The 22,428-nt window shown below is 65.2% G+C and carries 19 protein-coding genes; 11 read left to right on the top strand and 8 right to left on the bottom strand.

Going from position 1 to position 22,428, the window contains the following annotated elements:
• Positions 1-202: 202 nt before the first annotated feature.
• Positions 203-1,219 (bottom strand): SPFH domain-containing protein, encoded by a 1,017-nt coding sequence (locus tag U1R88_RS08615; RefSeq protein ID WP_322430875.1) that lies wholly within the window; start codon positions 1,217-1,219, stop codon positions 203-205.
• A gap of 456 nt (positions 1,220-1,675) precedes the next feature.
• Here U1R88_RS08615 and U1R88_RS08610 point away from each other — a divergent pair, with 456 nt between their 5' ends.
• Together U1R88_RS08610 and U1R88_RS08605 are read left to right on the top strand one after the other, a co-directional pair.
• On the top strand, positions 1,676-3,352 hold the full coding sequence (locus U1R88_RS08610; RefSeq protein ID WP_322430874.1) for an electron transfer flavoprotein-ubiquinone oxidoreductase: 1,677 nt from the start codon (positions 1,676-1,678) through the stop codon (positions 3,350-3,352).
• Positions 3,353-3,366: 14 nt separating this feature from the next.
• Positions 3,367-3,738, top strand: a complete 372-nt coding sequence (locus U1R88_RS08605; protein WP_322430873.1) for a hypothetical protein — start codon at positions 3,367-3,369, stop codon at positions 3,736-3,738.
• Positions 3,739-3,765: 27 nt separating this feature from the next.
• Here the strand turns inward: U1R88_RS08605 and U1R88_RS08600 are convergent, their stop codons facing one another.
• Complete coding sequence (locus U1R88_RS08600; RefSeq protein ID WP_322430872.1) at positions 3,766-4,527, bottom strand: DeoR/GlpR family DNA-binding transcription regulator; 762 nt, start codon at positions 4,525-4,527, stop codon at positions 3,766-3,768.
• A gap of 80 nt (positions 4,528-4,607) precedes the next feature.
• On the opposite strand from U1R88_RS08600, the gene U1R88_RS08595 reads away from it, so the two are divergent.
• Entirely contained in the window at positions 4,608-5,822 is a 1,215-nt protein-coding gene (locus U1R88_RS08595) for an N-acetylglucosamine-6-phosphate deacetylase (RefSeq protein ID WP_322430871.1), read from the top strand.
• Positions 5,823-5,862: 40 nt separating this feature from the next.
• Here U1R88_RS08595 and U1R88_RS08590 read toward each other — a convergent pair whose 3' ends face one another.
• Positions 5,863-7,686: a tetratricopeptide repeat protein gene (locus U1R88_RS08590; protein ID WP_322430870.1), complete on the bottom strand. Its 1,824-nt coding sequence runs from the start codon at positions 7,684-7,686 to the stop codon at positions 5,863-5,865.
• A 153-nt stretch (positions 7,687-7,839) separates the two neighbouring features.
• Complete coding sequence (locus U1R88_RS08585) at positions 7,840-9,072, bottom strand: MFS transporter (protein WP_322430868.1); 1,233 nt, start codon at positions 9,070-9,072, stop codon at positions 7,840-7,842.
• 271 nt (positions 9,073-9,343) lie between these two features.
• On the opposite strand from U1R88_RS08585, the gene U1R88_RS08580 reads away from it, so the two are divergent.
• From U1R88_RS08580 to U1R88_RS08545, 8 genes are all read left to right on the top strand, one after another.
• Complete coding sequence (locus U1R88_RS08580) at positions 9,344-11,503, top strand: tetratricopeptide repeat protein (RefSeq protein WP_322430867.1); 2,160 nt, start codon at positions 9,344-9,346, stop codon at positions 11,501-11,503.
• Complete coding sequence (locus tag U1R88_RS08575) at positions 11,493-12,431, top strand: 4-(cytidine 5'-diphospho)-2-C-methyl-D-erythritol kinase (RefSeq protein WP_322430866.1); 939 nt, start codon at positions 11,493-11,495, stop codon at positions 12,429-12,431. Before U1R88_RS08580 ends, U1R88_RS08575 begins: the two co-directional genes overlap by 11 nt.
• 170 nt (positions 12,432-12,601) lie before the next feature.
• Positions 12,602-13,873: a phosphoribosylamine--glycine ligase gene (gene purD / locus U1R88_RS08570; protein WP_322430865.1), complete on the top strand. Its 1,272-nt coding sequence runs from the start codon at positions 12,602-12,604 to the stop codon at positions 13,871-13,873.
• Between the two features lies 1 nt (position 13,874).
• Positions 13,875-14,726, top strand: a complete 852-nt coding sequence (locus tag U1R88_RS08565; RefSeq protein WP_322430864.1) for a patatin-like phospholipase family protein — start codon at positions 13,875-13,877, stop codon at positions 14,724-14,726.
• Between the two features lie 260 nt (positions 14,727-14,986).
• Positions 14,987-15,859: a TIGR01459 family HAD-type hydrolase gene (locus tag U1R88_RS08560; RefSeq protein WP_322430863.1), complete on the top strand. Its 873-nt coding sequence runs from the start codon at positions 14,987-14,989 to the stop codon at positions 15,857-15,859.
• Between the two features lie 5 nt (positions 15,860-15,864).
• Positions 15,865-16,824 carry a bifunctional riboflavin kinase/FAD synthetase gene (locus U1R88_RS08555; protein ID WP_068286326.1) on the top strand — a complete coding sequence of 320 codons (960 nt, stop codon included), beginning with the start codon at positions 15,865-15,867 and terminating at the stop codon, positions 16,822-16,824.
• Positions 16,821-17,591, top strand: a complete 771-nt coding sequence (locus U1R88_RS08550) for a pyrroline-5-carboxylate reductase (protein ID WP_068286329.1) — start codon at positions 16,821-16,823, stop codon at positions 17,589-17,591. Before U1R88_RS08555 ends, U1R88_RS08550 begins: the two co-directional genes overlap by 4 nt.
• A gap of 44 nt (positions 17,592-17,635) precedes the next feature.
• Positions 17,636-18,316 carry a DUF4336 domain-containing protein gene (locus U1R88_RS08545; protein ID WP_322430862.1) on the top strand — a complete coding sequence of 227 codons (681 nt, stop codon included), beginning with the start codon at positions 17,636-17,638 and terminating at the stop codon, positions 18,314-18,316.
• A 16-nt stretch (positions 18,317-18,332) separates the two neighbouring features.
• On the opposite strand, the gene U1R88_RS08540 is transcribed toward U1R88_RS08545, so the two are convergent.
• The 4 genes from U1R88_RS08540 to U1R88_RS08525 form a co-directional block, all read right to left on the bottom strand.
• Positions 18,333-19,271, bottom strand: a complete 939-nt coding sequence (locus tag U1R88_RS08540; protein WP_322430861.1) for a DMT family transporter — start codon at positions 19,269-19,271, stop codon at positions 18,333-18,335.
• Positions 19,272-19,288: 17 nt separating this feature from the next.
• Positions 19,289-19,864, bottom strand: a complete 576-nt coding sequence (locus U1R88_RS08535) for a TetR/AcrR family transcriptional regulator (protein ID WP_322430860.1) — start codon at positions 19,862-19,864, stop codon at positions 19,289-19,291.
• Positions 19,865-19,956: 92 nt separating this feature from the next.
• Positions 19,957-20,355 (bottom strand): VOC family protein, encoded by a 399-nt coding sequence (locus U1R88_RS08530; protein ID WP_322430859.1) that lies wholly within the window; start codon positions 20,353-20,355, stop codon positions 19,957-19,959.
• A 45-nt stretch (positions 20,356-20,400) separates the two neighbouring features.
• Entirely contained in the window at positions 20,401-22,230 is a 1,830-nt protein-coding gene (locus U1R88_RS08525) for a glycoside hydrolase family 15 protein (protein ID WP_322430858.1), read from the bottom strand.
• Positions 22,231-22,428: the final 198 nt, after the last annotated feature.

Below are 22,428 nucleotides of genomic sequence, written 5' to 3'. Positions count from 1 at the left end.
CGGCTTCCTGCACCGAGGGACGGTTCCAAGATAAGGGCTCTGTCATCCCCGGCGAGGCCGGAGGCCAAGGGAAGGGGATCCAGGGGCCCATCGATGTTTTTCATTACCCCTGGATCCCCTTCCCCTCGCCCTCTCTCGCTGCGCTCGCGAGTAGCTCGGCCGGGGATGACAAGCTCTTTGATTGATTTCCCAGTGGGCGGGGTCACTTGATCCGCGACAGCAATTCGGCCTTCTTGGCGTCGAATTCCTGCTGGGTCAGGATGCCCTTGGCCAGCAGCCCGCCGAGCTTTTCGAGGAGTTGGATCGGGTCCTCGGCCGGCTGCGCGGGCGCGGCCGGCGCCGAGGGGGCCTGGGCCGGCGCCGCATTGGCAAAGCCCTGGGCCATGGCCTGGCCGATCGCCATGCCGGCGCCGAGCCCTGCCCCTGCCCCGGCAAGACCGCCCGGATTCTCGGCGGCGAGCGGAATGGATTCGGCCGTCTGGAACTGGGCGTAGCGATTGAGATCGCCCAGCATGTTCATGGAACTGGCCTTGTCGAGGATGCGCTGGAGTTCCTCGGGCAGCGACAGGCTCTGGACGTAGAAGCTCTTGATGTCGATACCGTAGTCCCGGAGCGCCGGACGGATGGCCTCGGCGAGCTTTTGCGAAAAGGCTTCCTGATTGGCGGCCATGTCGATGAAGGCGACGTTGCTCTGGCCGAGCGTCGAGGCAATGGCGGTGAGCACGGCACCGCGGAGCTGTCCCTCGATCATCTCGGAGGTGCAGCGCTCCGCCGTGCCGACCAGGCGAGACCAGAACGCGCCGACATCGCCGATCGCATAGGAATAATTGCCGAAGGCGCGAATGCGGATCGGGCCATATTCCTTGTCGCGGATGGTGAGGGGCTGGGTGGTGCCCCATTTGCGGTCGATCTGGTCCTTGGTGTCGAAGAAATAGACGTCCGACTTGAAGGGCGATTCGAAGAACTTGTCCCAGTTCTTCAGATAGGTCAGCACCGGCAGGGTCTGGGTAGTGAGCGTATAGGTGCCGGGGCCGAAGATGTCGGCGATCTTGCCTTCGTTGAAGAAGGCCGCCTTCTGCGTCTCGCGCACCACGAGCTGGGCGCCGTTCTGGATTTCCATGCCGGACATCGGGAAGCGGTAGGCCAACAGGCCCGGCTCCTCGGCCGTCCACTGGATGACATCGATAAATTGCTTGGAGATGAAGTCCAGAATGCCCATGCCCGTATGCTCCACACCGACGGATCGCAAGCCGCAGACAGCCTACTCTACCTAGCACGCGTGGCAATGGGAAAGGGTAACCCAAGAGACAGCATCATCTGCATCAGTATAGAGCCGCAGAACCGGCCTTCTTGGAGAACGGCCAAACCCTTCCATGCCTTTTGCGGGAGAATATGACAATCAGCGACGGATCAAGGGCATCGTTGCGATCGATATCGTCTTTTCGTGCGTTGCCGGCCATGCTGGCGAAATATCGCCCCCCTGCAACGGGAGAAGATGCCGTGATCCCGAACGCTGCTGCCCGCAGATGGAACCGACGGCCCCGCCCAACGTGACATTAACGCACCAATTGGTTACTTAGTTTGGGAAACCGTCGCAGCATTGTTTGCACCCATTCCAAAAACGTGAAAAAAGCACGATCACTCCAAGCTCTTTCAAACCACCGGAGACTACTCGATGACCGACAGTGCCGATCTCGGCCCCCGCGAGGCGATGGAATATGATGTCGTCGTGGTCGGCGCCGGACCTGCCGGTCTGGCGGCCGCAATCCATCTCAAGCAGCTCAATCCCGAAACCAGCGTGGTGGTGGTGGAGAAGGGCTCGGAGGTCGGGGCCCATATCCTCTCCGGCGCGGTGATCGATCCGATCGGCCTCGACAAGCTGCTGCCCGAATGGCGCGAGGCGGACGATCGCCCGCTGGTGACCGAGGTCACCGAGGACCAGTTCTATTATCTCGGCCCGTCCGGCGCCCTGCGCCTGCCCAATTTCGGCATGCCCAAGCTGATGTCGAACCACGGCAATTTCGTCGGCTCGCTCGGCAATGTCTGCCGCTGGCTGGCTACCCAGGCCGAAACCCTCGGCGTCGAGATCTATCCCGGCTTTGCCGCCGCCGAAGTGCTCTATGACGATAAGGGCGCGGTGAAGGGCATTGCCACCGGCGACATGGGCATCGGCCGCGACGGCCAGCCCAAATCCGGCTTCACCCGCGGCATGGAACTCCACGGCAAATACACCCTCTTCGCCGAGGGTGCCCGCGGCAGCCTGACCAAGGCGCTGATCGCCAAGTTCAATCTCGCCGACGGCCGCGAGCCCCAGAAATACGGCATCGGCATCAAGGAACTCTGGCAGATCGATCCGGCCAAGCATGTCCCCGGCCGGGTGCAGCATTCCTTTGGCTGGCCACTGGATTCGAAGACGGGCGGCGGCTCCTTCCTCTACCATCTGGAGAACAACCAGGTGGTGGTGGGTTTCGTCATCCACCTCAACTACACCAATCCCTATCTCTCGCCCTTCGACGAGTTCCAGCGCTTCAAGCACCATCCGCTGATCGCTCCGACTTTCGAGGGCGGCAAGCGCATCGCCTATGGCGCGCGCGCCATCACCGAGGGCGGCTACCAGTCGGTGCCCAAGCTCTCCTTCCCCGGCGGCGCCCTGATCGGCTGCGCGGCCGGCTTCGTCAACGTGCCGCGCATCAAGGGCAGCCACAATGCCGTGCTGTCGGGCATGCTGGCGGCCGAGCACCTCTCCAAGGCGCTGGCCGAGGGCCGTTCGCATGACGAGCCAGCCTCCTACGAGGCCGCCTGGCGCTCCAGCGAGATCGGCCGCGACCTCTACAAGGTGCGCAACGTCAAGCCGCTGTGGTCAAAGCTCGGCACCTTCGCCGGCGTGATCCTCGGCGGCATCGACATGCATCTCAACGAAAAGCTCGGCTTCTCCCTGTTCGGCACGCTCAAGCATGGCAAGCCCGACTATGCGACCCTGAAGCCGATCGCCGAATGCAAGCCGATCGACTATCCCAAGCCGGACGGCAAGCTGTCCTTCGACAAGCTCTCCTCCGTCTTCCTGTCCTCGACCAATCACGAGGAAGACCAGCCGATCCATCTTACATTGAAGGACCCCAAGGTTCCGATCGAAAAGAACCTGCCGGTCTATGGCGAGCCGGCCCGGCTCTATTGCCCGGCGGGCGTCTATGAGGTGGTCTATGGCGACGAGACAGCCAAGAAGGATCCGCGTTTCGTGATCAACGCGCAGAACTGCGTGCACTGCAAGACCTGCGACATCAAGGATCCCGCCCAGAACATCAACTGGGTGACGCCGGAGGGCGGCGGCGGCCCGAACTATCCCAACATGTAGGCGGACGCATGCGGGTGAAGGCACTTCTTTACGCCGGCCTCGGGGTCATCCTCCTCGGCGTCGGCCTCTATCTGCAGTTCGGCGCGCCCGGGGTTTCCCCGGCCGACCGGCTGCGCTGCGAGCAGGCCATCGAGAAGATCTATGGCGACAGCGACGAGGCCAAATACACGCTCCTGCCCAAATGCAACGAGCCAGGCATGGTCGCCATGATGGATGCGAGGACCGGGGGCGTCGGTGCCGAGCAGGCGGCGCAGGCGATCGCGGCGGCCAATCGCACCGATCTCGTCGGCATCCTCATCAATTGCGCGCTGATCGGCGCCGGCATCGGTGCCCTGGGTGCGGCGGCGGCAGCCTCCCGGCAGTCGAAAAGGCGGAGCGAGGCCTGACTCCAAGGCAGTGCGGCTTGCCCCCTCTCAGGCATAAATCGCCTTCACGCCACCCTTCTCCAGCAGGTCGCGGGCACGGGGCGTCTCTTCTGTAACCAGCGTATCGATCGACGACAGCGTAGCGAAATGGTGCGCCGCCACGGTGCCGAATTTATCCGGGGTCGCCACCGCGACGACCTCGGCAGCCGCCTTCATCATGGCGGCCTTGATCGCAGCCTCGTCATAGTCGGCAGTGGTCAATCCGAACTCCTCGTGGATGCCGTGCACGCCGATGACGCACAGATCGGCATTGATGGCGTGAAGCTGGTCGAGCACGCGCGCGCCCAGCACCATCTGGCTGCGCTTGTCGAAGATGCCGCCGAGCAGAATGACCTCCAGATGCGGATGCTCGGTCGTTGCGCTCGCAATCAGCGGACTGTTGGTGACGATGGTCGCCCGGAGATCGCGCGGCAACTGCCTGGCCACTTCGAGATTGGTGGTGCCGCCGTCGATGACGACCACCTGATCCGGCAGCACGAGCCCGGCCGCCGCCCGGGCCAGGCGCGCCTTCAGGCCTGCTGCGATCTTGTAGCGCCCCTGGAAGGGTAATCCGCCCGGCGAGACCGGCAGGGCAGCACCGTGGACACGCTTGATCAGGCCTTCCGCCGCCATGTCCCGGAAGTCGCGCCGGATGGTGTCCTCGGAAACCTCGAAATGCGCCGAGACCTCCTGCGTCGACAGCCTGCCCTTGGCCTCCAGCTTCGACAGGACGAAGGCGCGCCTCTCGTCAGGCGTTGATTCGATGGGCAAGGCGATTCCTCAATTGCACGTTTATGACGATATCGTTAGATACATGCATTCCTATCACAACAGCTATCGCCGGATCCAGCATGAAAGAGCTTCTCCTGAAAGGGAACGTTATCCTCGAAGATGCCATTCTCGAAGACGCCGTGATCCACTGCGTAGACGGCCGGATAGAAGCGATCGAGCCCCCTGCTTCCAGGCATGAAGGCAAGGAATGTCTCGATTTCGGCGGCCGCTACCTGTCACCGGGTTTCGTCGACATTCACGTGCATGGCGGTGCCGGCGCCGACTATATGGATGGCACCGTCGATGCCGTGCGGCGAACAAATGTCGCCCATGCCAGGCACGGCACCACCTCGATCTTCCCGACCACCACGACGGGGTCCTTCGCCCAGCTCGATGCGATGGTGAAAGCGTGCGAAAACGTGCAAGCCTCCTGGACACCTTCGGATGGCGCCCGCATCGCCGGCATCCATTTCTACGGTCCCTATTTTGCGGAAGACAAGGTCGGCATCCACGCGCCCGAGGGGCGGCGTGATCCGGTGCGGGAGGAATATGAATATTTCCTCGGTCGGGAGATCATCAAGATCGCCACCTGCGCCTCAGAACTGCCCGGCGCCCTCGATTTCTTCGACCATGCCCGCGAACGGGGTTGCTTCATCACCTGCGGCCATTCCAACGCCCGCTGGGATGAACTCGAGGCGGCCTTCGCGCATGGCATGCGCCACGTCGACCATTTCTGGTGCGCCATGAGCTCGGTCGCCTCCCTGCGCAAGCGCTTCGGCACGCCCATGCAGGCCGGGATGGAGCAATATGTCCTCGCCAACCCGGCGATGAGCACCGAGGTGATCGCCGACGGCATCCACCTTTCCGACGACCTGCTGCGCTTCGCCTTCCGCCTGATCGGGCCCCGGCGCTGCTGCCTCGTCACCGATGCCAACCGCGCCATGGACATGCCGCCCGGCCAATATCGCTTCGGCTCGCAGGTGGACGGCAGCTGGGTCTGGAGCGACGGCCATTCCGTCCGGGGCGCGGACGGCAGCCTGGCGAGCTCGATGCATGGCATGGACCAGATGGTGAAGACCATGGCAAAGGCCATCGGCCAGGACCTGCCTGCCGTCATCCGCATGGCCTCGCTGACGCCGGCCGAGCTTACCGGCATTGCCGGCGATGTCGGCACCCTGGCGCCGGGCAAGCGGGCCGACATCGTGGTTCTCGATGGAAATTTAGAGGTCGAGCGCGTCTTCATCGGTGGCGAGCCACTGTCCGTCACAGATGCAGGTACCTATCAGGCAGCCTGAGCGCCAACCGCCCTCGCCTGGCCGCAGGCCGCGCGCGGGGTCAGGGCGAGGACGATGCCGATGACGGCTGGTTCTGCACGCCGGTGAAGATGAAATCCTCGGGCGGCAGCGAGCCGTAGACGAAGGGCTCCTGCCGGTTTGCGGTTCGTGACATCACGTCGCTGGTCACGAAGCGGAATACCTTGTTGATCTCCAGCCCCGGTTCCACCACCCGTCTGGCGAAGGCTTCGGCAAAGGCGCTGTGCCGGCTGTCGCCATCCTCGGCCACCGTGCCCTCCTTGGCCGAATAGACCACCAGCGTCGCTCCCGAAGGCTCGACCCGCGAGAGGCCGCGCCCGACCGAGCGGGTTGCGGCCGTCATCGTCATCTGCGCGGCAAAGGGGTTGTTGCGGCAGGCATCCAGCAGCACCAGCTTCAGGCGGCGCGCGCCACTCAACGCCGACAGGACTCGCTGCAGGCTGACGGTTTCGTCGGGGACATCGCGATCGGACTGCAGTCTTGCATCGACGGGGATGAGATAATTCTGCCCCGTCAGTTCCATGCCATGGCCGGCATAATAGAGAATGGCCCAGTCGGCCGTATCGGCCTTGGCAGAGAAAGCCCTGAGGGCATCGACCATGCCGGCACGTCCGAGATCGTAAGCAACCGTAACGTCCTGCACGCCAGCCGTTCGCAGAGCCGCGGCGACGAGGTCAGCGTCACGCCTGGGATTGGGCAGTTGCGACACGGCCTGGTAGCGTGAATTGCCGATGACCAGCGCGAACCGCCGCGAACCGCCGGCCATAGCCTTCTGGGCGGCGGCAGGCGGGTTCTTCTTGCCGGCCTCGGCCTGCTGCACCGCCTTCGAGGCACGAAAGAGCGTCACATAGCGCTGGACATTGGGCAGGTTCGGATTGATCGAGAAGGCCATCTCCATGTCGGACAGGCCGGCTTCTCTCTCCTCGAGGCGCCAATGCGCCAGCCCGCGATTGAGATAGGCCTCGGCATAGTCGCGCCGTGCCGCGATGGCCGTATCGCAATCCGTCAGTGCCTCCCGCAGCGCTCCCTTCGCCAGATAGAGCGCGCAACGGCCCGAATGGAATTCGGCTATGCCGGGATTCAAGGCGATCGCCTTGCTGACATCCGCGATGGCCTCGTCGATCTCGCCCTGGGCGTAATGCAGGTTGGCACGGTTGTTATAGGCATTGAAATTGCCGGCATCGGCCGCGATCGCCCTGTCGAAATCGGCCATGGCGAGGTCGTAGCGCTTGAGATTGACATAGGAATTGGCGCGATTGCTGTAGATCAGCGAGACCCCCTGCTTCAGCGCGATTGCCCTGGTATAGTCGGCGACAGCCTTGTCATGGCGGCCGAGCCGCTGCTGCAGATTGCCGCGATTGGCAAAAGCGGGGCCCATACGCGGATCGAGATCGACGGCGCGCGAATAATCGGCGATGGCGTTTTCGATATCGTCCTGCTCCGAACGGGAATTGGCACGATAGAAATAGACATCCGCCGATCCCGGCTTGATGGCGATGGCCTTGTCGTAGTCGTCAATCGCCGCATTGTGGTCGCCGAGTTCGGCAGAGCTGAGGCCACGGAAGACATAGGCCAGGTAGCTCTTGTCGTTATGTCGGATCGACGCGCTGAGATCGTTGATCGCAAGGCCATATTGCTTCTGCCGGTAATAGGCGCGCCCGCGCTGCAGGTAGGCGGTAGCCTGGCTGCCAGGTGTCACCGCAATGCGGTTGATGGCGGCAGTGCAGGCAGGAATGGCGACGGCCGGATCATCCGAGGCGCAGCCGCCCTTGGGAGCCGCGGCTGCCTGGCCGGCCAGCCACAGGAGCATTGCCGCAGCCACGATCATCAGGCGATATGCGTTCATGATCCCGCTCCCCAGCGCCCCGGCTCGATCCTGCCGACGGCACGGCGACGGCAAGGCCGCCCGCCTCCCCTTGTCCCTATCGCGCCGAACATGGCCGTCAATCGAGCGCAGGTCGACAGCTTTCTTCGCTTGGAGCGGCGTCCGGCTCTTTCATCAACGCCCGGAACGCATCAGCCGCACCGCGCATGCGACGGCAAGCGCGATCAGTACCAGCGTGAAGCCGACCACGGCCTGCCATCCCCCGACGCTCCAGAACCAGCCGCCCGTCGAGCCCACGATGCTGGCGCCGAGATAGTAAGCGAGCATGTAGAGCGAGGCGGCGTGGCCCTTGCTGGCACCGCCCAGCCGGCCGACCCAGCCGCTCGCCACCGCATGGCAGGCGAACTGGCCCGCCGTCAGCACCGCAATGCCGGCAATGATGCCGGTGAGGCTCGAGGAGAGCGTGAGGCCGATGCCAACCGCCATGGTCAGGAGGCCGGCGATCAGCACCGGCGCCCGCCCCAGCCGGTCGGCCGCCATGCCGCCGAACGAGGAAGAGACGGTGCCGAACAGATAGACGGTGAAGATCAGGCCGGTCTGCGTCGGGCTGAGGTCGAAGGGCGGCGCCATCAGCCGAAAGCCGGCGTAATTGTAGACGGTCACGAAGCTGCCGAAGCCGCAAAAGGCGACGGCGAACAAAAGCGGCTTTGCCAGCACGGCACCGGGCCTCTCCCGGCCGACATGCGAAGCCCACGCCCTGAGGTGATAGCGAAGATCGAAACCCTTGCGCGGCGTGAAATGCCGCGAGGGCGGCAGGAGCAGGACGAAGCCGAGCGCCAGCACGAGGCCGCCGAGACCGACGATCGCCAAGGCGAGGCGCCAGGTCAGGAATTCGGCAAGAACGCCGGTCAACACCCGGCCCGCCATGCCGCCGAGCGCGGTGCCCGCAATGTAGAGCCCCATGGCAAAACCCAGGCCATTGGGCTCGATCTCCTCGGCCAGGTAGGCGATGGCGATGGCCGGTACCCCGCCAATGGCCAGCCCTTCGACGGCACGCAAGGCCAGGATGGCATGCCATCCCGGCGTGACCGCCACGGCAAGATTGAGCAGGCTGGCAAGGCCGATGGAGGCGAACATCAGTTCGCGCCGGCCGAATCGCTCCGAAACGGCGGCGGCCGCAAAGATGGCAAAGGCGAGCGCGCCGGTGGTCAGGGAGAGCGCCAGCGAACTCTGGGCCGCGCCGACATGGAATTCCTCGGCCAGCAGCGGCAGCAGGGGCTGAACGCAATAGATCAGCGAGAAAGTGCCGAAACCGGCGAGGAAGAGAGCGAGACTGATCTTGCGGTAGGCAGCCGACCCGCGAGCGACATGGGGCACGGGGGGCGCACAGGGGGTGGGAGCGGACATGACCAAGGGGTCGTATCCCGGCGTCAGCTTGTCAAGCGCCGATCCCGGGCCATTCCAAGAGGAGCGGTCGATACCTGCCGGCACGGGCGCCCGCTGGGGTTGCAGGCCGGCGGCGGCCGATCGAAGACGGGTCAAACGGCCCGGCAAAATCGGCGGATTAGCGCGGAGGGTGGGTTGTTCCCTCGCCTCAAAGCAGCCATGGTAGCGGCGAATAATTCGCGACTGCGTCGCCTGTGTCGAGGCGGCCGGCTGATTCGGAGTTTTCTTCCCTGTGCCCCTGTCTTCCCGCACGTCTTTTTCCGCCGCCTTGTTGGCGATCGCCCTCTCGACGACCCTGATGGCGCCGGCACTGGCGGCCAAGGCGCTCGAACGTCCATTCCGGCCGACTTCCGCTTCAGGCAGCCTGTTGGCCGGGCGACTGGCCGCCAATGTGCGCGACGACGACAATGCGGCCTCCTTCTATGCCAAGGCGCTGAGCAGCGGCCTGTTCAAGGACGAGCAGGCTCGGCAGGAGTTGACCAACCGCACCTTCATTGCCTTGCTGACCTCGGGCGAAATGGACAAGGCCGTCACCTTCGCCCGGCGCGTGGTGGCGATCGACAAGAAGAACCCGATCGCCCATCTCGTGCTCGGCATCCGGGCGTTGAAGGGGCGGGACTACACCAAGGCCCGCGACGAGCTCGCCTTCACGCTCGACAAGCCCATCCTGCAGCTGGCGACGCCCCTGATCTCGACCTGGACCTATGCGGGTGCCGGCCAGACCAAGAAAGGCGTGGTGGCCAGCGACGACATCTCGTCCAATGACGGCTTTTCCACCTTCAAGAATTTCTCCACCGGCATGATGCTCGACATGGCGGGAATGCGCGATGAGGCGATCGCCCGGCTCAAGGACGCCCATGAGCGCGATGCCAATGCCGTCTCCATCGTCGACGCCTATGCCCGGGCACTGGCGCGCGCCGGCAAGAAGGACGATGCGCTCAAGGTGCTGGAAGCCTATTCGGCCAAGGTGCCTCGCCAGCCGATCGTCGCGGCACTGATCGCCGACATCAAGGCGGGCAAGCGCATCGCGCCGGCCGTGACCACGGCCCAGCAGGGCGCGGCCGATATCCTGGTCTCGGTCGCCGCCGGCATCGCCAAGCAGGGCGGTGCCGACTATGCCGTGGTGTTCTATCGCCTGGCGCTCTATCTGGAGCCCGCCAATGCCACGGCCTTGATCGGCCTTGCCGAACTCTACAGCGACCTCAAGCAGCCCCAGACCGCCGAAACCCTGTTCAAGAGCGTGCCCGCTTCCTCGCCGCTCAAGCGCAACGCCGAAATCGAGCTCGCCACCACGCTGGACGAGCTCGACAAGACGGATGAGGGCGTGGCGCATCTGAAGAAGATCATTTCGGCCAATCCGCAGGATCTCGACGCCATCATCTCGCTCGGCGGCATCTTCAACCAGCGCAAGCGCTGGGAAGAGGCGTCCGTGGCGTTCTCGCAGGCGGTCGACGTGATCGGCAAGCCCACCCGCAATGACTGGGCCACCTTCTATTACCGCGGTATCGCCTATGAGCGCATCAAGCAGTGGCCCAAGGCCGAGGCGGACTTCAAGAAGGCGCTCGAACTCTTCCCGGACCAGCCTTCGGTACTGAACTATCTCGGCTATTCCTGGATCGATCAGGGCATGCATCTCCAGGAAGGCATGGAGATGATCAAGAAGGCCGTCGATCAACGCCCGGACGACGGCTATATCGTCGACAGCCTCGGCTGGGCCAACTACAAGCTCGGCCAATATGACGAGGCGGTCGAACAGCTCGAGCGCGCAGTCTCCCTCAAGCCGAGCGATCCGACCATCAACGACCACCTCGGCGATGCCTATTGGAAGATCGGGCGCAAGCTGGAGGCGACCTTCCAGTGGCGCCACGCTCTCGATGCCAAGCCCGAGCCGGACGAGAAAGCCAAGATCGAGCAGAAGCTGAAGGATGGCATGCGGGACACGGCCTCGGCCGATGCCAGCAAGACCGGTGACGTGGCCAAGTCTCCTGATGTGGCCAAGTCTCCTGATGCGGCCAAGTCCCCGGATGCGGCCAAACCGGCGGATGCGTCCAAGCCCGCGGACGAGGCAAAACCCACCGATGCACCGAAGACGCCGGATGCTGCCCAGCCCTCGCAGCCCGAAAAGCCGGCCGATGCCGACAAACCCGCGGAAGCACCCAAATCTACTGACCAAAGTAAGCCTGCTGACGCTCCCCAGCCCGCAGGCGAGACAAAGCCGGCCGACACACCCAAGCCGGCTGATACTTCCAAGCCGACTGATCCCTCCAAGCCGACCGAGGCTCCCAAGCCCGTCGATCCGGCTAAGCCGGCTGATGCACCCAAGCCTGCCGATGCACCAAAACCTGCAGAACCCGTGAAGCCTGTCGCGCCGTCCAACAGCAATGGCGGCTGACGATCCGGGAGCGGGCGAAGCGAGAGTCTCGCCTGCCCGGCTGAACGAGAAAGCCCGTGCCAAGGTCAATCTGACCCTGGCCGTGCTGGGGCGACGCGCTGACGGCTTTCACGTGCTCGACAGCCTGGTCGCCTTTGCCGATATCGCCGACGAGCTCAGTCTCGATCCGGGGCGCGGCCTTTCCCTGGAGGTTTTCGGGCCTCGTGCGGAAGAGACCGGCAGCATTGGCGACAATCTCGTCCTGAAAGCAGCCAAGGCTCTCGCCGAACGGCATGACGGCCTCACGCTCGGCCATTTCCGCCTCGACAAGCGCCTGCCGGCCGCCGCCGGCATCGGTGGCGGCTCCTCGGATGCCGCAGCTGCCCTGCGCCTGCTCGCCCGCGCCAATGGCCTGCCGTTGACGGACAAGAAAGGTTCGATTGAGGAGACAGTCCTGGCCGCTGCCCGCGCCACGGGCTCGGACGTGCCGGTCTGCCTGCAAGGCGTCAGCCGCTGGATGCGCGGCGCAGGAGAGACCCTGTCCGCTCCGGTTCCCCTGCCTCCCCTGCCCGCCGTCCTGCTCAATCCGGGGATTGCCACGCCGACGGCAGATGTCTTCCGCGCGCTTGCCCTTCCCGTGGGGTCGGTCACCTCCCCCGACCTTGCCCTGGCCGCGACCATCGAAGGCGAACGGCGAACGGCGGCATTGATCGGCCATCTCGATCGGGGCCGCAACGATCTCGAACCACCGGCCCTTGCCCTGCGCCCTGCCATCGGCGAGGCGCTCGCCGTCTTGCGTGACCAGCCCGCCTGCCGTCTCGCCCGCATGTCAGGCTCGGGCGCCACCGTGTTCGGCCTGTTCGAGACGGCGGAGACCGCAGTCGCAGCAAGACAGGCGATCGCACGGCATCGACCGGGCTGGTGGGTGGTGGACACCGTCATCGGCTGAGGAAGGAACTCCTGGGAGGAGCGGACGTCCTCGTCCGCTCCTCCCCCCAAGCGCAGCGTTTCCAAGAGCGGACGAGGACGTCCGCACTCCCAGGGAATACGCTTCGACATTGCATCCTGCCCCCTGATCGGGCAAAGGTCCGGCCAACGGAATTTCTGCAGGCGGTGACGATGAACATTCTTCTGATCGGATCGGGCGGGCGCGAACATGCCCTGGCCTGGGCGATATCGGCGAGCCCGCTCTGCGAGAGGCTCTATGCCGCGCCCGGCAATCCCGGCATGGAAGAATGCGCGATCTGCGCCGTCCTCGACCCGGCCGACCATCCGGCGGTGATCGCCTTCTGCCGCGAGAACGAGATCGACTTCGTGGTGGTGGGCCCAGAGGCTCCCCTGGTCGCCGGCCTTGTCGACGATCTCGCAGCGGCCGGCATCAAAGCCTTCGGCCCCACCAAGGCCGCCGCCCAGCTCGAAGGCTCCAAGGGCTACACCAAGGATCTGTGCCAGGAATTTTCCATCCCGACCGCCGCCTATCGGCGCTTCACCGATGCTGTCGCTGCGCGTGCATATGTCCAAGAACAGGGCGCGCCGATCGTGATCAAGGCCGATGGCCTGGCCGCCGGCAAGGGCGTGGTGGTGGCGATGACGCTGGACGATGCCCTGGCCGCCGTCGACGCCATCTTCGCAGGCAGCGTCGGCGAGGCCGGCCACGAAGTGGTGGTGGAACAGTTCCTGGAGGGCGAGGAGGCGAGCTTCTTCGCCCTGTGCGACGGCACCACCGCCCTTCCCCTCATCTCCGCGCAGGACCACAAGCGCGTCTTCGATGGAGACAAGGGCCCGAATACCGGCGGCATGGGCGCCTATTCGCCCGCGCCCATCATGACATCAGAGATGGAAGAGCGCGTGATGGAAACCATCATCCGCCCCACCGTACGGGCCATGGCCGCCCGCGGCACGCCGTTCAAGGGGGTACTCTTCGCCGGCCTGATGATCACCAAGGATGGCCCTGAGCTGATCGAGTACAATGTCCGCTTCGGCGATCCGGAAACGCAGGTGCTGATGCCGCGGCTACGCTCGGACCTGTTGCCGGCCCTGATCGCCTCGGCCGACGGGGTGCTCTCCACCATCTCCCTGCGTTGGAAGAACGACGCGGCGCTTTGCGTGGTAATGGCGACCAAGGGCTATCCCGGCAGTTTCCAGCGCGGCTCGGAAATCCGGGGTCTCGCCAAGGCGGCTTCGCTCGACGACGTGCTGGTCTTCCATGCCGGCACCAAGCGCTCGGGCGACCATATCCTCGCCAATGGCGGACGCGTGCTCGGCATCACCGCCAGCGGCAAGACCGTCGCGGAGGCGCAGAAGCGGGCTTATGAGGCCGTCGATCTCGTCGACTGGCCCGAAGGTTTCAGCCGCCGCGACATCGGCTGGCGCGCCATCGGCAAGGCCTGACATGACGCCCACGGTCACGCGTTCCAGCAAGACCGTAGCTTTGGCCCTGGGTGGCGGTGGCGCACGCGGCCTCGCCCATATCCCGATGCTGGAAGTCTTCGACGAGCTCGGCATCCGGCCGGTCGCCATGGCCGGCACCTCGATGGGCGCAATCTATGCCGCAGCCTACGCCGCCGGCCTGTCGGCCGCCGAGCTTCATGCTTATACGCTGGCCATGCTCGCCGATCGGCGCGGCATGCGCAACAAGCTGATGGCAGCACGCAGCGGGCGGCTGGCCGACCTGTTTTCCGGCCTCGGCAATCCGGTGATGATCGATGCCGAGGTCTTTTGCGACGCCTTTCTGCCCGAGGCCGTGCCCCAGGCCTTTGCCGATCTTGCCATCCCGCTCACCATCGTGGCCACCGATTATTACGGCCGCCGTGAGCGGGCCTTCACCGCCGGCCCGCTGCGCCAGGCCGTCGCCGCCTCCATGGCGATCCCCGGCGCCTTCAGACCGGTGCGCATCGACGGCCAGGTGCTGGTCGATGGCGCCACCGTCAACCCGCTGCCGCTCGACCACCTTGCCGGCAAGGCCGACATTCTCGTCGGCGTCGACGTCTCGGGCGCCGCGACCATCGCCGCCGAGACCGACATGCCCGGAACCTTCGAGGCGATGTTCGGGGCCCTGCAGATCATGCAGGCGGCGATCGTCGATGCCAAGGCGGCCCATTATCGTCCCGACATCCTGATCCGCCCCAATGTCGGCAGCATCCGTGCCCTCGATTTCGCCCGCTCCAGCGTGGTCTTCCGCCTGGCGAGGCCGGCAAAGGAGGAACTGAAACGGAAATTGGGCGAGCTGCTGGAGCGGGGATAAGTCAGGTTCCTTCTCCCCTTGCGGGAGAAGGTCCCGGCAGGAGGATGAGGGGTGCAGCGATTTCCCGACCAGGTTGCGTATCTCCCCTCATCCGTCCCTTCGGGACACCTTCTCCCGCGAGGGGAGAAGGCGGTGGCGCTCTTTCCGGCCCCTTTCGACGCCCCCGCTCCCTTGTCTCTTCCCAGCCCGGCCCTGAGGGCTTATGTGAAGGGCACCGTCGTCCCGCACCGCTTAACCCATTCGACAGGAAAGGCCCCGCCTTGGCTTCCTCGCCCCGTCTCATCCATGGCTTTCGCGAGATTGCCAGCGCCTATGACCTGATCTTCTGCGACATCTGGGGCGTCATCCACAATGGCCACAGGGTGTTCGACGGTGTTGCCGACGCCCTCATCGCCTATCGCCGGCAGGGCGGCGTTGCGGTGCTGGTCTCGAACGCGCCGCGGCCGGCTCAGTCGGTGATGCCGCAGCTCGCCCGGCTCGGCCTGCCGCGCGAATGCTGGGACGCCATCGTCACTTCGGGGGACGTGACGCGGGCGCAGATCGCCCATGTGGCAGCCAGGAGGGTCTTCCATCTCGGCCCCGATCGCGACCGGCCGCTCTATGACGGCCTCGGCATCCGTTTCGCCGACACGCCCGAGGAGGCGGAAGTGGTCGTCTGCACCGGCCTGTTCGACGACACCACGGAGACGCCGGAGACCTATAGAGACATGTTGGCGGGCTTCAAGGCGTGCGGCGTGCCGATGATCTGCGCCAATCCCGACCTCATCGTCGATCGCGGCGGCACCATCATCTATTGCGCCGGTGCGCTGGCGGAAGCCTATCGCGCCATCGGCGGCGAGGTGGCCATCTGCGGCAAGCCCTACAAGCCGATCTATGACGCCGCCTTCGAGACGGCCACCTCGCTCCGCGGCAAGCCGACATCCTCCGCGCGTACACTGGCCATCGGCGATTCCGTGCGAACCGATCTCGCCGGCGCCGCCGCCATCGGGTGCGGCGCGCTGTTCATTTCCGGCGGCATCCATGCGCTCGAGGCCGGCCATGAAGGCGATGGCGTCGACCCCGAGGCGCTCTCTGCCTTCCTTGCCGACAAGGGCGTCATTCCCGACGCGGTCATGCCGCGGCTGATCTGGTAGACATCATGGCCTTCGAGCAGTTTCTCGATCCCGTCACCTTGCCCGCCCATCTTGCCGGCGCCGCCATCGCGATCGGCAATTTCGACGGCGTGCATCGCGGTCACCTAGCGGTGATCGATGCGGCCGAGGCTCTCGCCAGGGGCTCGCAGCCGGGACCGCACCATCGGTCGCGGCCGGCCGTCGCCCTCAGCTTCGAGCCGCATCCGCGCAGCCTGTTCCGGCCGGATGAGCCCCTGTTCCGACTGACACCGCCCGCCTTGAAGGCCCGCCTCCTGGAGAAGGCCGGGCTCGACGCGCTGGTCACCCTCACCTTCGACCGGGCGCTTGCCGGCATGACGGCCGAGGAATTCCTGGAAGAGCTGGTGGTCCGGCGGCTCGGCGCCCATGCCGTCGCCGTCGGCTATGATTTTCATTTCGGCAAGGATCGCCGCGGCACCCCCGAATTCTTGGTGCAGCATGGCCGCGCCCTCGGCCTCGACATCGCCATCGTGGCGCCGACGCGCGAGAGCGGCGAGGCCGTTTCCTCCTCCTCCATTCGCCGCGCCCTGGCGGCGGGCGACATCACGCGCGCCAATCGCCTGCTCGGCCATGAATGGTCGGTGTTGGGCACCGTCGTCCACGGCGAGAAGCGTGGCCGCGAGCTCGGCTTTCCCACGGCGAATATGGCGCTCGATCCGCAATGCGGCCTCGCCCTTGGTATCTACGCCGTGCGTGCGCTGATCGATGGCGTGGTGCATGCCGGTGTCGCCAGTTTCGGCCGCCGCCCGACCTTCGACAATGGCCCTCCTTTGCTCGAGACCTTCGTGTTCGACTATGCCGGCGACCTCTATGGCAAGGAGATCGAGATCGCTTTCGTCGGCTATATCCGCGGCGAGCTGAAATTCAATTCGATCGAAGCCCTGGTCGAGCGCATGAACGAGGACAGTCGCATCGCCCGCCAGATGACGGCGCGGAGCGCTCCATGAAACTCGGCTTCATCGGAACGGGCGCGCTGACATCGGCAATCGTCACGGGTCTCAAGTCGGTCGCCGACAACGACGTGCCGGTCGTGCTGTCGCCGCGCAACGAGGCTATTGCCGCCGACCTCGCAGCGCGTTTTGCCGATGTGCGGATCGCGGCCGACAACCAGGCCGTCCTCGACGCCTGCGACACGATCATGCTCGCCGTGCGGCCCCAGATCGCCGATGACGTGCTGTCGGGTCTGCGGTTCCGCCCGGACCATCGCGTCATCAGCCTGATCGCTACTCTGTCTCTCGAGGAGATCGCCGCCCTCGTCTCCCCGGCCGAGCGCGTCACCAAGGCGCTGCCGATGCCGATGGTCGCCCAGAGGCAGGGGCCGACGATCATCTATCCGCCCGATCCCGACGTCGTGACCTTCTTCGCCCGGTTCGGCAAAGCCTTTGCGGTGAAGGATGTTGCCGAGTTCGATGCGCTGAGCGTTGCCACCGCGACATTCGCCACTTATTTCAAATATCTCGACACCCTTCACGGCTGGCTGCAGGGCCATGGCGTTGCCGATCCGGCGGCACGCGATTATGTCGGCGCCCTCTTCAAGGCCCTGGCCCAGGCGCCGGAAGCGGCGCCCAATGCCGATTTCATGCATCTGGCGCAGGAATATGCGACGCGCGGCGGCATCAACGAACAGGTCCTGCGCGAATTGACGGATCGCAAGCTCTTCGAGGCTTTCGCCGAGAGCCTCGACGGCGTGCACCGACGCATTACGGCGTCCTGAGCAGGCGATCGAACGGAACCCGGCAGACCGCGGGAAGATCGGCAATGCTGAAGAATTTCGGTGGCGAGATCTGGATTGCGGATGGCCCGACCACCTCGGTGGCCGGCTTTCACTACCCCACCCGCATGGCCATCATCCGGCTATCCGGCGGCAATCTCCTCGTCTGGTCCCCGATCGCCTTGTCGCAGGATCTGCAGGCGCAGGTCGACGCACTGGGCGCCGTGCGCTATCTGGTGCCCCCCAATTCGCTTCATCACCTCTTCCTGGGCGACTGGCAGCACGCCTATCCCGGTGCCAGCGTCTATGCACCGCCCGGCCTCAGGACCAAACGCAAGGACATCCGCTTCGACGGCGATTTCGGTGAGGCACCCATTCCGGCTTGGGCCGATGATCTCGACCATGTCCTCGTGCCAGGCAATCTGATCACCACCGAGGTGGTGTTTTTCCATCGCCCGAGCCGTACGACGCTGTTCACCGATCTCATCCAGCATTTCGACGCCGCCTGGTTCGACGGCTGGCGGGCGGTGGTGGCGAAACTCGACCTCATGGTCGCCCCCGAACCGTCGGTGCCCCGCAAGTTCCGCATGGCCTTCGTGAACCGGCCCGCCGCACGCGAGGCGGTCAAGCGTATCCTGGCATGGCCGACCGCGAAGGTGCTGATGGCGCATGGCGAGCCCATCACAGGGGACGGCCAGGCTTTCCTTGCCAGGGCCTCGCCTGGCTGATCAAATGATCCGCCCCTCAGGGATCGCCGGCGTGGCCCGCCGCGATGGCCGGTGATCGCGCGACGATGACGATCCCGGCCAGGGAAACCACCAGGCCCGCTGCCATGGCCCAAGACAGCGGCTCGCCGAACATCAGCCAGGCCCAGATCATCGTCACCGGGGGACTGAGATACAGCACCGAGGTGACGCGGGTGGGCGAGGATTTGCGCAGGGCGACGTAATAGAGGCTCCAGGCACCGAAAGTCGCAACGAAAACCAGCCAGAGGATGCCGCCGACAAAACCCCTGTCGAGGACAGGCAGGACGCTGCCCTCATGCCAGGCGAACAGGGCGAAGATTGCCGAAGCGGACAGGCATTGGATGCACAGGCTCTGATGCACCGGCATGGCGCCGGCCGGGCTGCGCTTCTGCAGCAAGGTCGCCAGGGCCAGCGATAGCGTGCCGAGAACCGGCAGGCCATAGGCCCAGAGCGGGACATGGCCCATGTCGAGGGACCAGCCCGAGGCGATCAGGACACCGGCCAGGCCAAGGAACGAACCAAGCCACTGACGCGCATTTAAGGCCTGCCCCAGCACCGGCCAGGACAGGATGGCCACGGCCAAAGGCAGCATGTCGGCAATTAGGGCCACGAGGCCGGTCGGCACGCCGAAGACGATCGCCAGGGCAAAGCCGGCGAGGTAGCCGGACATCGCCAGCGCGCCGAACCATATCTGCGGCAGCACGTCCTTCCAGCGCAGCGGCGGCCCCATCGTAAGGGCAAAGGGCAGCAGGACCAGGCCGGAGACCAGGCTGCGCCACAGCAGGATCAGGAAGATCGGGGCATGGTCGATGGCAAACCGGATGCCGACGAACCCGGCGCTCCATGAGATCACCAATGCCGCTTCGAGCACGAGCAGCACGGCAATCGCCACAATTCTGTTCTCCCCGGGAGAAGATGGGCTGACAGCCTCACTCATGGGCATGACATCCGGGCTCAAAACCGTTCCAGGATCGAGGCGGCAATCCGGCGTGCGGTCTTCAGGCGCCCGTCATGCCCGTCCAGCCCGGCGCGCGACATGGCGCCTTCGAGCAGGAAGGAAAGATGTTCAGCGGTTTCATCGATCGCCGTGCCCGCGTCCGGCCGTATCTCGCCGAGATAGGCCCTGAACAGGCGCTCGACTTCTTCCTTCTGCGAGGCGACCGACGCGCGGCCCGGATCGCCGACCGGCAGTTCCGCCGCGGCGTTGAGCAGGCCGCAACCTCGAAAACCCCATTCATAGGCGGCATCGGCGTGATCCAGATAGGAATCGAAGATCGCCAGCACCCGCTCATGCGGCGTTGCCGCGCTCTTGAGCCGCTCCTGATAGATCGCCTGCCATTCGGTGCGCCTACCCTGGATATAGGCATTCACAAGATCGGCCTTGGACGAGAAATTATTGTAGAGGCTCATCTTGGCGACCCCGGCCCTTGCCGTGATGGCGTCGATGCCGGTGGCGCCGACGCCCTCGCTGTAGAACAGTTCGGCTGCGGCCTTCAGCAGGCGCTCCCTGGCTGGCATGCGATCCGTCACGTTCCTGGCTCCTTGATTAGGTAGACCGATCTACCTAATCAAGTCGTCTGTCAAGCCCCTTCCCGTGGGCGAGATGGAACGGCTTCGAGCGCCTACTGTTCCGACTTGCAGACGGCCTCGATGGGATGGCCATCCGGATCGATCACGAAAGCGGCAAAATAGGTCGGACCGTAATGGGCGCGAAGGCCGGGCGCGCCGTTGTCGACGCCGCCATGCGCGAGCGCCGCCCGGTGAAACTGTGCAACGGCCTGCCGGCTGGATGCGGCAAAGGCCAGATGGAAACCGGCGCCGGGAGATCGCGCCCGCTTGCCCCTCAGCTTGATCGTGAACTTGTCGCCGCCGCCGGGCAGGCCGTAGCCCACCGCCTGGTCCGGGTCATCGGGCTGCAGATCCTCCCACACGCGCACATAACCGAGCGCTCCCAGGGCCGCGTCGTAGAAAGCGGCGGAGCGTTCGATGTCCCCGACGCCGAAGGAAATGTGATGCAACATGGCGGGTTCCCGAGGAATCGTGCGTGAAGGTTTCGCTGGCGGCGATCAGACGGGATCCGCTTGCGCCACCGGCTGGCCGCTCGCCTCCACCCTCTCCTCGGCGGGACCGGTCCGCCGCGCCAGATTGAGGGCGGTGTTGATCAATCCGATATGGCTGAAGGCCTGCGGGAAATTGCCGAGCATGCGCTCCGCGATCGGATCGTACTCTTCCGACAGCAGCCCCACATCGTTGCAAAGGCCCACCAGCCGCTCATAGAGGTGCCGCGCATCCTCCTCGCGGCCCTGCAGCACATAGACATCCGCCAGCCAGAAAGTGCAGACCAGGAAGGCCCCCTCGCCCGGCGGCAAGCCATCATCGACATGGTCGGTGTTGTAGCGCAGCAGAAAGCCGTCGCGCATGAGCATGGTCTCGATGGCCCTGACCGTGCCGATCACCCGGGGATCGTCCGCCGGCAGGAAACCCACCAGCGGGATCTGCAGCAGGCTGGCATCAATCGTCTTGGAGCCATAGGCCTGCACGAAGCTGCCGAGATCGGTATCGAAGGCCCTGCGACAGACATCTTCGTGGATCTCGTCGGCCACGCGCTGGCAGCGCTCGGCAAAAGCAGGCCTGTCGCCGGACTTGATGGCCATATTGGCGGCACGGTGGAAGGCGACCCAGGCCATCACCTTGGAATGGGTGAAATGCTGCGCTCCGCCGCGCACCTCCCAGATCCCCTCGTCGGGACGGCGCCAGGCGGTTTCGAGGAAGTTCATGATGACTTCGCTGAGCGCCCGCGTGCGGGGATGGCGCTGCAGGCCGCCGGCAGCGGCCTGCATCATGGCATCGGCAACCTCGCCATAGACATCGAGCTGGAATTGCTCGGCAGCGGCATTGCCGATCCGCACCGGCCGCGATCCCTCATAGCCGCTGAGCCAATGAGGTTCCCATTCCAGGAGATTGCGCTCGCCCGACAGGCCATACATGATCTGCATCTGCTCGGGGGCTCCGGCGATGGCCCGCATCAGCCATTCGCGCCAGGCGGACGCCTCTTCGTAATAGCCGAGCTTCATGAAAGCCTGCAGCGTCATGGTGGCATCGCGCAGCCAGCAATAGCGGTAATCCCAGTTGCGCGGACCGCCGATCTGTTCGGGCAGCGAGGTGGTGGCAGCGGCCACGATGCCGCCCGTCGGCATATAGGTGAGCGCCTTGAGGGTGATCAGCGAGCGCTTGACGACATCGGTCCAGGGGCCGACCGATGGACAGCGCGCGGCAAAATCGCGCCAATAGCTTTCCGTATTGGCCAGCGCAGCCTCGACATCGGGCTGGGTCGGCCGTGGCGTCGTGGAAGGGCCGTAGGTCAGCACGAAGGGCACCTGCTCACCGGCGCTGACCTTGAAAGACCCTGCGGTGTGCAGGTCCTCGCCCTCCAGAGGCACCGGCGTCGAGAGGATCAACCGATCCGGTCCGGCCACGGCCGTGATGGTGCCGTCATCGGTGCGGGTGACCCAGGGCACGGTGCGGCCATAGTCGAAGCGCACCACGAAATCGGTGCTGAAGGCGACGGTGCCCTTCCGGCCCACCACCAGCCGGATGAGGTCGTTGGTGCCATCGCGCAGCGGCATGAAATCGATCAGGGTGGCGACACCCTCATCCGTTTCGTAGGTCGTCTCCAGGATGAGGGTGTCGGGCCGATAGCGACGGCTGATCCGCGCCTTCCTGTCGGTGGCGGCAATGCGCCAGCGCCCGTTCTCCGGCGTGCCGAGCAGGGCCGCGAAACTGGCGGGCGAATCGAAACGGGGAAAGCACAGCCAGTCGATGGACCCGTCGCGTGACACCAGGGCCGCCGTTTCGCAGTCGCCGATGAGGGCATAATCTTCAATCCGAGACGTCAAGGGATCTCTCCTTTCGACAGCCGGGACGCGGCATGCCCATGACGGAGCATCTGCAGCGCCTTTTCGCGGAATTGGCTCATAGGCGGCATTTCGACCGGAGCCCGGGTGATTCACCCCTATCTTCTCCTCCGGAATGCGGCGATTTAGTGCCGAAACCGGAGGTTGCAGCCCGAGAGCGGCGAAGATCTCTCCCTGGAG

This window comes from Labrys sedimenti (assembly GCF_034424805.1).
GTDB lineage: Bacteria > Pseudomonadota > Alphaproteobacteria > Rhizobiales > Labraceae > Labrys > Labrys sedimenti.
This window is presented reverse-complemented; position numbering and strand designations above follow the sequence as displayed.